The 11,322-nt window shown below is 40.6% G+C and carries 10 protein-coding genes and 1 other RNA gene; 9 read left to right on the top strand and 2 right to left on the bottom strand.

Annotation, left to right across the window (positions count from 1 at the left end; translation table 11 throughout):
* Positions 1-34 precede the first annotated feature (34 nt).
* Positions 35-400 (bottom strand): DUF1801 domain-containing protein, encoded by a 366-nt coding sequence (locus tag ACFQZJ_RS04785; RefSeq protein ID WP_379932683.1) that lies wholly within the window; start codon positions 398-400, stop codon positions 35-37.
* A 112-nt stretch (positions 401-512) separates the two neighbouring features.
* Here ACFQZJ_RS04785 and ACFQZJ_RS04780 point away from each other — a divergent pair, with 112 nt between their 5' ends.
* The 7 genes from ACFQZJ_RS04780 (at position 513) to ACFQZJ_RS04750 (ending at position 5,430) form a co-directional block, all read left to right on the top strand.
* Complete coding sequence (locus tag ACFQZJ_RS04780; RefSeq protein WP_379932682.1) at positions 513-794, top strand: type II toxin-antitoxin system RelE/ParE family toxin; 282 nt, start codon at positions 513-515, stop codon at positions 792-794.
* A 10-nt stretch (positions 795-804) separates the two neighbouring features.
* Positions 805-1,107, top strand: coding sequence for a HigA family addiction module antitoxin (locus ACFQZJ_RS04775; protein ID WP_379932681.1), 303 nt, complete (start codon positions 805-807; stop codon positions 1,105-1,107).
* Positions 1,108-1,383: 276 nt separating this feature from the next.
* A complete protein-coding gene (locus ACFQZJ_RS04770) occupies positions 1,384-2,523 on the top strand; it encodes an Sb-PDE family phosphodiesterase (RefSeq protein WP_379932679.1) in 1,140 nt (379 codons plus the stop codon).
* Between the two features lie 75 nt (positions 2,524-2,598).
* Positions 2,599-3,207, top strand: coding sequence for a hypothetical protein (locus ACFQZJ_RS04765; RefSeq protein ID WP_379932678.1), 609 nt, complete (start codon positions 2,599-2,601; stop codon positions 3,205-3,207).
* Position 3,208: 1 nt separating this feature from the next.
* Entirely contained in the window at positions 3,209-3,505 is a 297-nt protein-coding gene (locus ACFQZJ_RS04760) for a winged helix-turn-helix domain-containing protein (RefSeq protein ID WP_379932677.1), read from the top strand.
* A gap of 50 nt (positions 3,506-3,555) precedes the next feature.
* Positions 3,556-4,944 (top strand): cell envelope integrity protein CreD, encoded by a 1,389-nt coding sequence (gene creD, locus ACFQZJ_RS04755; RefSeq protein ID WP_379932675.1) that lies wholly within the window; start codon positions 3,556-3,558, stop codon positions 4,942-4,944.
* Positions 4,945-5,115: 171 nt separating this feature from the next.
* Positions 5,116-5,430 carry a hypothetical protein gene (locus ACFQZJ_RS04750; RefSeq protein WP_379932674.1) on the top strand — a complete coding sequence of 105 codons (315 nt, stop codon included), beginning with the start codon at positions 5,116-5,118 and terminating at the stop codon, positions 5,428-5,430.
* A gap of 104 nt (positions 5,431-5,534) precedes the next feature.
* On the opposite strand, the gene ACFQZJ_RS04745 is transcribed toward ACFQZJ_RS04750, so the two are convergent.
* Complete coding sequence (locus ACFQZJ_RS04745) at positions 5,535-6,740, bottom strand: NAD(P)-dependent oxidoreductase (RefSeq protein WP_379932672.1); 1,206 nt, start codon at positions 6,738-6,740, stop codon at positions 5,535-5,537.
* A 192-nt stretch (positions 6,741-6,932) separates the two neighbouring features.
* Between ACFQZJ_RS04745 and ssrA the strand changes: the two genes are divergently transcribed.
* Together ssrA and ACFQZJ_RS04735 are read left to right on the top strand one after the other, a co-directional pair.
* Positions 6,933-7,331, top strand: a transfer-messenger RNA (tmRNA) gene (ssrA, locus tag ACFQZJ_RS04740).
* A 1,297-nt stretch (positions 7,332-8,628) separates the two neighbouring features.
* On the top strand, positions 8,629-10,935 hold the full coding sequence (locus tag ACFQZJ_RS04735) for an FdhF/YdeP family oxidoreductase (RefSeq protein WP_379932670.1): 2,307 nt from the start codon (positions 8,629-8,631) through the stop codon (positions 10,933-10,935).
* The last annotated feature ends 387 nt before the right edge of the window (positions 10,936-11,322 follow it).

The following is an 11,322-nucleotide window of genomic DNA, read 5'->3' as shown; positions in this document are numbered from 1 at the left end:
CTGTTGTTCAGAACCCTAATTACTCGTCACTTTCTTAACTCCAAAACTTTTTATCCCTTACAGCGTATGCATCTAGCAAAATTTCCTTCAACACCGTTTCATCTATTTCTTCCAAACAGGTGTACCGAAGGGATTTGATCATTTTTCTGCCTTTCGTCGTCATTTTATCAGCGTGCTTTGTTATGTGCGCAGAACGCCAGAAGCCCACATCTACATATCCCTTTTTAGCCGGAACGTTTAAATAACAAAACGGGCTATCCTTTAGATAATAACAAGGTATTTTCCATTTAAATTTTAATTGAGCATTGGGAACCGTGCGTTCTATGACAGCTTGTAAGTGCATCAACATATTCCTAAAAGGTTCAGGTTGATTTAGTATGTAATTTTCGGCAGGGTTCATTTGAAACGGTGCTAGCTTGCACTACAATGTACTATTTCTTAAAGCGTTAGACTACATTTGGAAAAAACAATACTTATACCTACCTTTAACGTTAGTAACGTAAAACAAGACTATGATTGTTTCATTTGGCTCAAAAGAAACCGAACAGATTTGGAACGGAATCCGAGTCAAAAAAATGCCGATTGAAATTCAGAACCTAGGACGTCGGAAATTAAGAATGTTGAATAACTCACAAAACATTGCCGATTTAAGAATTCCGCCCGCTAACCGACTTGAAAAACTGACTGGAAAATTGAACAATTTTTATAGTATTCGAATAAACAAACAATGGAGAATTATTTTTATTTGGGATACTGGAAATGCAAGTCAGGTAGAAATAATCGATTATCACTAAAAAAAGAAAAATGGAAAAGTTAGCAAATGTACACCCAGGAGAAATCTTGAATTACGAATTTCTTGAGCCATTGGAAATCACCGCATACCGACTTTCCAAAGACTTGAAAATTCCACAAACACGAATTTCGGAAATTGTAAAAGGAAATCGCAGAATTACTGCGGACACAGCTTTACGGTTGAGTAAATATTTTGGGAATTCGGCAAAGTTCTGGCTCGGACTTCAAGATGATTATGATATCGAAGAAGAAAAGAAATCGAAAGCATCCGAACTGAACAAAATAAAGCATTACGAAAATAAAAACGTTGCCTAACATTGCAACTTAATTATAACTAAGTCCTTGCTAAAACAAAAGTTTGGATGGTTGGCGGAAAGTCGCCTTTGCGAAGTTCGGGTGCGGCTTATATATAAACTGCAAGCAGGTCCGAGAAGCCATGGCTTATTTTCTGCTACGTTTTATTTACGGAGCCATTGCATGTACATTATAGCAGCTAATCGATTATATTTGAAGAAAAGCACAGCTCACGAACGGAGCCATAACGATTCTTGATGACATACGAATTGATTATTGGCGAATTACATCTGACCTATGAAAAACAATAAAACCGAACAGATGAAAACCTATCTTTTTGCCTTAGCCATTTTTACATCACTAACGCTACAAGCTCAAGACCATAGTCACGCTGGAGCACAGCCCTTTAATTATCCAAATATAGAAGGATATCAAACTTTAAAAACAGATTTGCACATTCATACTGTTTTTTCGGACGGGAAGGTATGGCCCAACATTCGGGTTCAAGAAGCGTTACGCGAAAATCTGGATGCCATTTCCCTTACGGAACACTTGGAATACCAACCGCATTTGGACGATATTCCACATCCAAACCGTAATCGCTCCTATGATATAGCCCTACAGGAGGCAAAAGACCATGACTTATTGATCATTCATGGCTCGGAAATTACGCGTTCCGAACCTGTAGGTCATAGCAATGCCGTATTTATAAAAGATGCAAATTCGCTACTGGTAGAAAAGGCCGAAAAAGCCTTTTCAGAAGCTAAGAAACAAAATGCCTTTGTATTCTGGAACCACCCTGCCTGGCATGCCCAAAATCCAAAGGGCAATCCCATATTGAGCGATTTCCAAAAGGAACGCATTAAAAAAGGGGAATTGCACGGTATCGAGGTCATCAACTCGGTGGATTATGCCGAAGAATCGCTCGCCTTGGCCTTGGAACAAAACTTGACCATTATGGGCACAAGTGATATTCACGGACTCATAGATTGGGACTATACCGAAAAAGGGAAGCAACGGCCCATTACCTTGGTTTTTGCCAAAGAAAGAAGTATCGAGAGTATGCAGGAAGCCTTATTTGCAGGAAGAACGGTTGCCGTTTACAATGACCTATTGGTAGGAAAGGCCGAGTTTTTAAATCCGTTGATCAGAGCCAGTATTGAGGTTAAATCTGCCAAATACATCAACAAAACACAAATTCTTGAAGTAGAACTGGAAAACGTATCGAGCAGTCCCCTGCTTTTTCAAAACGAAATGGACTTTAGTTTTTACAGCAGTTCCCCAGTTTTTGAAATTCCGGCAATGGGCTCCTATACCCTTCGTATTAAAACAATAGCGGTAAAACAGAGCATCGATCTAAAGTTAAAGGCCATAGGTACTTTTACCGCACCAAAGGTATCTCCGGTTATCCAGTGGAGTATTCCCGTTGAAAAGTAAGCCCTGAACTTTTTTACATCAAACGATACAAAATTGAAAAATTTAATTTAACTTTGAATTTCAAAGTACTTTTAAATGGATTCAAAAAAATATCTGGACGACCTTTCGAGCATTAAGGATTTAATGAGTCGTTCTTCCCGTTTTATTTCGCTAAGCGGACTATCCGGAATTATGGCCGGGCTTTATGCACTTGCCGGAGCCACGATTACTTACGTATTTCTACTCCCTAAAAACGGAGAATTCCTGACCTTGCACAGTTGGAATTTTAAAATCATCCTAGGTATTCTCATCGCCGTAGCTGCTCTGAGTGTGATTACCGCATTTCTATTGACCTCTAAAAAAGCAAAGAAAAACAAGGAAAAAATTTGGGATGCTACGACCAAACGATTGCTCGTAAGTTTTTTGGTGCCCTTGGTTGCCGGAGGCATTTATATTCTGATAAAACTGAGCAGTCAGCATTACGGACTCACAGGCTCCCTTATGCTTATTTTTTACGGACTGGCGTTGATCAATGCCTCTAAATATACCATAAGTAACATCCAATATTTGGGCTATGCAGAACTAATTTTAGGGTTGATATGTGCCGCGCTACCCGGTTACGGCTTTTGGTTTTGGATTCTAGGTTTTGGCGTATTTCATATTATCTACGGTAGCCTTATCTATTTTAAAGAGGAAAAAGCCTAGCATGGGGTTAATAGACAACATCAATAAGTTATTTGACCACCGCATCCGGTTGGGAATGATGTCGATTTTAATAGTGAACGACCAGGTAGATTTTACGCGATTAAAAGAGCTTTTGGACGTTACGGACGGCAACTTGGCCAGCCATACCAAAACCCTGGAAAAGGCCAATTATATACGTATCGAAAAATCCTTTATCGGCAAAAAACCGAATACAAAATATAGCATTACCAAAGAGGGGAAGTTAGCCTTTCAAAAACATATTGAAGCACTTGAAAACTTAATACGACAACAAACATAATTTTTTTATCATTTTACTTTGAATTTCAAAGTACTTTTAAATACGTAAATATGGAAACAATAAAAAAGAACAAAGGATTTGGACACTGGATCAGAACAAGTATCACCGCTAGAATGCTCATGGTAGGCTTTCTTATTTTGGTCTTGTTGATACCACTTGTGTACATTAAGGAACTCATCAAAGAACGCTCGGAGCGGCAAGAGGAAGTTGTTTCGGAGGTAGGGAATTTATGGGGAACGGAAGTGTTGCTCATGGGGCCAGTGTTAAAAGTTCCGTATAAGACCTACACGGAATCCACCACCTACGATACCGAAACAAAAAAAGGAATTACAAAACGGGTAGCGCATACCAACTACGCCTATTTTTTGCCCGATAACTTAAACATTGATGCCCATGTGGACGCTATTAAAAAGGAAAGAGGAATCTATGAAACATCTGTTTTTTCAAGTAAAATGGCTATTGAAGGTAGTTTTGGTATTCCCGATTTTAAACAGAAAGATGTACTACCTGAAGATGTGGTTTGGGAAAAAGCTACCATCCTCATAAGGAGTTCCAATCTTAAAGGCATAAAAAATCAGATAGAAATGCAATTGGGAACGGCCACCACCTCTTTTTTACCCAGATATAAGGACCAGCATGATCAGTCCTATCTGGCAGGTTTCGTACCTATGCACGAGTTGGAAAGTCCGTTTTTGGACAAAAGCGCACTTCCTATCTCACAGCCAATCGCCTTCAACACGGCCATTACGATAAACGGGAGTTCCAAAATCCGATTTGTTCCTGTGGGCAAACAGACCAAACTACACATGACCAGTAACTGGGCAGACCCTAGTTTTACCGGTAGTTTCCTCCCCGAAGAAGATGGTGAAAAAAGCGTTTCAGAAGATGGTTTTGTTGCCAATTGGAACATCTTACAAATAAACAGACAGTTTGAGCAATCCTTTTTTGGCACCCTACCCGATCTTAAGGAATTCTCCTTTGGAACGGAACTTTTTGTGCCTGTGGATGAATATCAAAAAAGCGAACGTTCCACAAAATATGGGTATTTGGTCATTGCCTTAACGTTTTTGGTTTTCTTCCTGATACAGACCATTAGTAAAATCAACATTCACGCATTTCAATATTTAATGATAGGTATAGCCCTGTTGATGTTCTACACCTTGCTCATCTCCATATCGGAACATCAGAATTTTCTAAAAGCGTACGCGATTGCCAGTACCGCGGTAATCGGTTTAATTACGCTGTATTCCAAAAGCATTTTAAAGATCAAAAAGTTTGTACTACTGATCTTTGGGTCGCTCACCACGCTATACGCGTTTATTTTTGTAATCATTCAGTTGGAAAGTTATTCGCTTTTAGTTGGTAGTATTGGCCTATTCTGTATTCTAGGACTCGTAATGTTCGCTTCGCGTAAAATTGATTGGGGTTCCGGTTGTTAGTGGGTACGGTAAAGGATTATAATGTCAGTCTGAGCGCACCTGCCTGCCAACGGGAAAGAAAACTTAAGGTTTTATTCGTTATTCCCCAAGAACGTCAGGAGCGCTCAATATAACATGCCCCTCTTATTTAATGCAAGTCGTGTACGAAAGCACCTTTATAAAATTAGAACAATGATACTATCCGAAAATACCTCACAACAACTGAGTAAAGGAGCCATTGCGATTACCTTGTTTTCCGCACTTATTGGCGGACACCTAACGGCAAGTTATTTTCTTTATACACCAAGTAACGACACCATGGTTTTCTTTATGAAAATAGTAGGAGGCATTGTGTCGCTAAACAGCTTTTATTTTCTAATCTGCAGTATTCTAATCATCGCGAACATCCCTAAACGTATGTTCCTGCTAAAAGCCATGTTGTTCATGCTTATTAATATACCGGTGGCAATTGGGTGTTTGTCACTAGTGATTGGTGCTACGTTTTAATTTCGTGTACACCGATGATAAAAATAAAAAAGAACAAACAAACCTTTACCATTTCTTGATTGTTGTCTCTTGCTATTATAAACCCCTTATTACTTGTAAACAAATTACTCCTTCCCATCTACATAATCTTGAAGATAGCTGTAGCGCTCTGTCAGTTTTCCGTTTTGGGTCATCCTTGCTCTGTGCAGGACTCCGTTTTTATCCCCATTAAAGAAGGCAGGAATTACATTCTTTAAAAAAGCATCCCCAAAACCAACACTGGCATCCCTTGGCAATTCACAAGGAAGATTATCCACCGCCATGACGGCGATGGCATTGGGATCGGCAAAATCGGTCTCGGATTCAGATACCGGGTCGTAACCGTAAATAGGGTCGGCAATGGTCGAAGGTTTTATGGTGGTTGCTACAGGGCCATCGATATCGCAACTGATATCGGCAACTACTTTTATTTTAAACTCGGGATGTTTGGCGTCTTCCCGAGTATACAGATAAGGTGCACCTTGGCCGTAAAAATGACCTGCGATGTAGAAATCGGTCACCTTGGCAAAACGGAAAAAGTTTGATTTGTACTCTTGAGGATTCGCAAAAAAGTCGGCCTTGTTTCCACGTACACCGTCTTTACGTTTGTTGTATTCCGAAGCGTCTATCTGGCAATAGACCGGCTCTTTAAAATCTTCTTCCAAATACTCGGTTACGTTTACACGGCGCATACCCATACCGTCCAGCATTTCCCTAGCGCCGTTGCCCACTCTTCCTCGTCCCGTCAATAAAACCTTGATATTGGGGAGTTTTAGTTGTTTTAACTCTGAAATTAGTTCCTGTTGGTCCGTTAGTTCCTCTGCTTTGGGCAATGCAAAACTGTTGTATTTTAATCCGTAGGCCCTAAAGCCATTATACGCCCCTACGATACCCGCATACCTACCAAAGGCTACCAAACGTTGTTCTTTCTCGTTGGTGATCACCTCATGATCGTACAACTCGATATTTTTAGCCAGTACGGCCTGCAACAAATCTCGATTATACGGTTGTTTTTTAATGGTATGTGAGAAGAAAAAGTACTTTTTATTAGCAATTAGATGCTTTACAGGCACTTCTTTTACCCCTAACAGAACATCACATTCTTCCATTTTTGGGGCTACGGTGAGCCCGGCTGTCTCATAATCGGCATCTGAAAATGTACGTATGGGCGAAGGTTCTACGATTATTTGGGCATCCTTATGGGTAGACAGGACTTTTTGACATGCCCCTGGCGATAGCACCACCCTGCGATCTGGGGGATTTTTGCGCTCTCTTATGATTCCGAACTTCATGTATGGTCTTTTGGTATAAATTTTGACCTAAATGTAGTGGGTTCTGCATAGGTTCGCAAGTTTTTGTTAGCTTTGCTGCCCGCGTTAGGGATAGAGGCAAATACCATGTATAGCCGAAAGCCCGACCCTTTTGTAAAAAAGGGGAACGCCCAACCTTAAAATACATCTTAAGGTTTAGTTCTTTTACATATTGGGGCCGACTGGTTTTGACAGCGAGACCAATGGCATTGTAAGCATGTCGAGCGCTGGGATACAGCTCGTTAATCTCATATTTCACACTTTTAATTGGCGAAAATAATTACGCTCTTGCCGCTTAATCTGAATTATAGTAGGATTTAGCCTCGTCCCTACCAGGTAGGGAAGCGAGATGTTCCTGGGTAGCCCTTGTTGATGGCGACCTATTTAGGAGCACCAGAAAAGTCAACATAAGGTTGTTGTTCGCTTTGGCAATAACACTAAAACTTCAAAAGCTAAGCGTTTGTTAGGCCGTTTCCGGCCGGGCCTGCGTCGAAAATTAAGCGGAAACTAAACATGTAGAAAGCACTGGCGTTGCTTGTTTGGACGAGGGTTCGAATCCCTCCGGCTCCACTTCTAAAACCACCTTCGGGTGGTTTTTCTCGTTACACCTGCGGGATTCGAAGGCCAGCGCATCAGCTCGCACCTTCGCTAAAAAGGTCTACTAGACATTTTCCTAACGCTGCGGTCGTCTCCGGCTCCACTTCTAAAACCACCTTCGGGTGGCTTTTTTTCGTTACACCTGCGGGATTAAAAGACCAACGCATCAAATTATTAAAAACAGAACCTAGAACATATCTTACCTAGAAGAAGCCCGTGATACTAACTAAATTCGTATGTGTTCCATTAAAACAACGATAGGCCTCATGCATCAAGGCTACCGATTTATGCAAAAAATACCTACTAGCAGGTATTTTTTGCACCATCTTATCGTATTACATTTATACCCAGTAAACAACCTCGGGGCAAGCCCGCGAGGCATTCGAAAGAAACGAACCTTTAATTTCTAGGCAAGCATCGGGGTATTATACCCTTTGGCGGTGCCAATAAAAAAGTTAAAACAACATACAAACAAAAGTAATTTGTGCAGAGCTACACGACAGACCCATCATTGTCTCTGAATGTGATAAACAAATAGTTCGGTTTTATTTTAATAGCGCTGGATGAAGGGAAATTTTAAATATCAGCGCTAAAAACTTAATAGCATAGTCTTGTAATCATCCCTTCTTGAAAATTATCATATTAGATTCGGGGGAACCCTAATAGGTGATGATAGAAGGGATTTTTTATGAGTCAACACTACTGGTAAAAAGTTATTAACAAACTGATTTGAAAACTTAAATGTGCATTTCATCGAAAAAATATAGCGTTTCGTCTGAAAATCAATTTTCTACTATATTTTTAGCAACCGCTAAGTAACGATATAGATATTTCAATAGTAATGCACGTATACAAACTACTCAAAACCAATTTTTCTTTTTTTTTAATCCTTATCGTAATCCTACTAAGTTCTTGTAGCAAAGAGCATGATCTTGTATCAGAGTTTGTAATAACAGAAAACGCGCTACTTCAAAAAGTTAAAGAAGATAGGCCTACTATTGAAAATTTACCTGCAGCGTCAATCCAAGCGACACAAATTGAAGAACGCGCTGACGTTCTTGGTAAATAAGAAGGCAAAGCATTTGTAATCCTACCGCTGGCAACCACGCCAAATTTGCTATATTTTATTTTTATCGTACGTTACCTTCGGTAACATTAACTAGCAAATAACCTACCACATATAGCGTAGTCAGACCAAAATATATTTCTTGGTAATATTCCAATTTCGTCACATTATTAATATCTTGGGTCAAAGACTTTCACGAATCCAAGCATGGCCAAAACAGTAAAACGAAATATATCCCTAACGGGCACCATAAACTTCACAGGTTTACAACTTACAGACCCAAAAACCTATGCGGCGGGACTACCGGGAATTAAGGTAGCACTAGAGCACAGCTTCAAGGAGATGGGTGGTTTGGAGGCATTAAAGACCCTTTCCAAAATGAACCAGAAAGAAGGATTTGATTGCCCAGGATGTGCCTGGCCAGACCCTGAAGAACCTTCCAAACTAGGGGAATATTGCGAGAATGGAGCAAAAGCATTGGCCGAGGAGGCCACCTACGAAAAAGCAGATGCCGATTTTTTCAAAAAATTCAGCGTAGAAGAAATCTCCACGTGGTCCGATTTTAAAATTGGAAAAAGCGGAAGACTTACGAGCCCTATGGTGTTAAGACCGGATAGCATTCATTATGAACCCATATCCTGGGATGCTGCTTTTGAACTCATCGCAGACGAGTTACACCTACTTGACCATCCTGATGAAGGTATATTTTACACCTCTGGCAGATCCAGTAACGAAGCAGCCTTTTTATATGGCCTCTTTGTACGCGCCTTTGGCACCAACAACATGCCGGACTGTTCCAATATGTGCCATGAAAGCAGTGGCGTTGGACTCTCGGAAACCCTAGGCATAGGTAAAGGTTCGGTTACCTTGGAAGACTTACACGAAGCTGAAGTAGTAATGGTGATGGGACAGAATCCAGGCACCAATCATCCTAGAATGCTATCGGCACTAGAGGCCTGTAAAAAGAACGGAGGGAAGATTATTAGTATAAATCCCTTGGCGGAAGCCGGCCTCATTCGGTTTAAAGACCCGCAATCTGTTAGCGGGATGCTAAAGGGCACGTCCCTGACCGACATTCATTTACAGGTTAAAATCAATCAAGATGTAGCACTGCTTAAACTGCTAATGAAAAAATTGGCGGTTCGTGACGCCAAGGGAGAAAAAGTTTTTGATCACGAGTTCATAAACACGTATACCGAAGGCTACGAATCTTTTTTAACCGATTTAAAGGAGCATAACGAAAGCCGATTACTGGAACTTTGTGGTATCAGAGAAGATTTGATCGACCAAACGGTGGACCTTTTGGCCGGTAAAGGCAAAATCATAATTTGCTGGGCCATGGGACTTACACAACATAAAAACGGAGTTGCCAATATTAAGGAATGTGTAAACCTGCTCCTTCTAAAGGGAAGCTTAGGAAAACCAGGGGCAGGAACTTGTCCCGTTCGTGGACACAGTAATGTACAAGGAGATCGTACGGTAGGTATTATGCACCATGTATCCACAGCATTGAACCAGAGCCTGGAAAAAGTATTCGGTTTTAACCCTCCAACGGAAGAAGGCTTGGATACCGTACATGCCATACAGGCCATGCACGAAGGAAAGGCCAAGGTTTTTGTTGCGCTTGGCGGGAATTTTGTCTCAGCAGTTGCGGACACGCAATATACCGCGGATGCCCTAAAAAACTGTACCCTAACGGTTCAGATCAGTACCAAATTGAACCGTAGTCACCTCGTAACCGGCAAAACAGCTTTGATACTGCCCACATTGGGTAGATCGGAAAAAGATGTTAAAAATGGAACCCAACGGTTTTTAACGGTTGAAAACAGTATGGGAAAAGTACATCGCACAAAAGGGGTGTTAACTCCAAAATCCGACCAGCTTAAGAGCGAACCGGAAATTGTTGCTGGCATAGCGGAGGGGTATTTTAAAGGAAACCATCCGGTAGATTGGGAATCCTTAGGATACGATTATAATGCTATCCGAGACAAAATCGCTGCCACCATAAGCGGATTTGAAGCCGTTACGGAAAAATCAAAAGGAAGCGGTTTTTACCTTCCCAATAACGTACGGAAACTGGATTTCAGCAAACTGTCCAATGGTAAAGCCCAGTTTAGTGTATGCAAGGTAGCAGAGCATAAAATGAAAGATAATGAATTGTTATTAATGACCATTCGCTCGCATGACCAATTCAACACTACCATATACGGACTAGACGATCGGTATCGCGGCGTGCATAACGAACGTAGGATTATCTTTATGAACGAAGCTGACATGAAAACTCAAAATTTAGAAAAACTGGAAGTGGTGGATTTAAGCAGCAATTATGACGAAACGAGAAGAGTGGCGGAACAATTCCTTATAGTCCCTTATGATATTCCAAAAGGGAATATTGCCGCCTATTTTCCAGAAACCAATATGATCATCCCCTACAACCACTTTGCGGATCATAGTAATACACCAATTAGCAAATCGGTTATTGTTCGGGTCGAAAAAAGAGCCTTATCCAGTTAGTCTAATACAGTTGTTAGAGCGCAGTACGTTCAATCTTTAAAAAGTAACTAAGTAAAAAAATTGTTGGACTTAAATGGAACATCTTTACGAGGGGGCACAAAGAAGTTATTCGATAGTTTGATGCGCCATGCATGGGGTTGGGCTATAGAAGTGGTTTAAACTTTTCGCGTTCAAGCGAAAATTAGAAATTTTATGACCATTTGAAGGCTTTTTTGAGTTGCATAGCATAGCTATGGAAAGAAAAAAAGACAAAAAATGGGCGAAAAAGAGCAATTTTTTAGGGAACGGAAAAAGTTTAAATGACTTCATAAACTTGTATTAGTGTTCGGGTTTGTGTTTGACGTTTGTATTTGAGCTTTAAACTTGAAAACCTATACTCAAAACCAA

The sequence above is a fragment of the Maribacter chungangensis genome, from assembly GCF_042676845.1.
GTDB classification, from domain to species: Bacteria; Bacteroidota; Bacteroidia; order Flavobacteriales; family Flavobacteriaceae; genus Maribacter; species Maribacter chungangensis.
The sequence above is the reverse complement of the archived record's forward strand: the minus strand, read 5'-3'. Positions and strand labels throughout refer to the sequence as shown.

Coding starts and splice junctions, on each gene's coding strand:
- ACFQZJ_RS04785 (WP_379932683.1), bottom strand. CDS start 400: ATGAACCCTGCCGAAAATTACATACTAAATCAACCTGAACCTTTTAGG.
- ACFQZJ_RS04780 (WP_379932682.1), top strand. CDS start 513: ATGATTGTTTCATTTGGCTCAAAAGAAACCGAACAGATTTGGAACGGA.
- ACFQZJ_RS04775 (WP_379932681.1), top strand. CDS start 805: ATGGAAAAGTTAGCAAATGTACACCCAGGAGAAATCTTGAATTACGAA.
- ACFQZJ_RS04770 (WP_379932679.1), top strand. CDS start 1,384: ATGAAAAACAATAAAACCGAACAGATGAAAACCTATCTTTTTGCCTTA.
- ACFQZJ_RS04765 (WP_379932678.1), top strand. CDS start 2,599: ATGGATTCAAAAAAATATCTGGACGACCTTTCGAGCATTAAGGATTTA.
- ACFQZJ_RS04760 (WP_379932677.1), top strand. CDS start 3,209: ATGGGGTTAATAGACAACATCAATAAGTTATTTGACCACCGCATCCGG.
- creD (WP_379932675.1), top strand. CDS start 3,556: ATGGAAACAATAAAAAAGAACAAAGGATTTGGACACTGGATCAGAACA.
- ACFQZJ_RS04750 (WP_379932674.1), top strand. CDS start 5,116: ATGATACTATCCGAAAATACCTCACAACAACTGAGTAAAGGAGCCATT.
- ACFQZJ_RS04745 (WP_379932672.1), bottom strand. CDS start 6,740: ATGAAGTTCGGAATCATAAGAGAGCGCAAAAATCCCCCAGATCGCAGG.
- ACFQZJ_RS04735 (WP_379932670.1), top strand. CDS start 8,629: ATGGCCAAAACAGTAAAACGAAATATATCCCTAACGGGCACCATAAAC.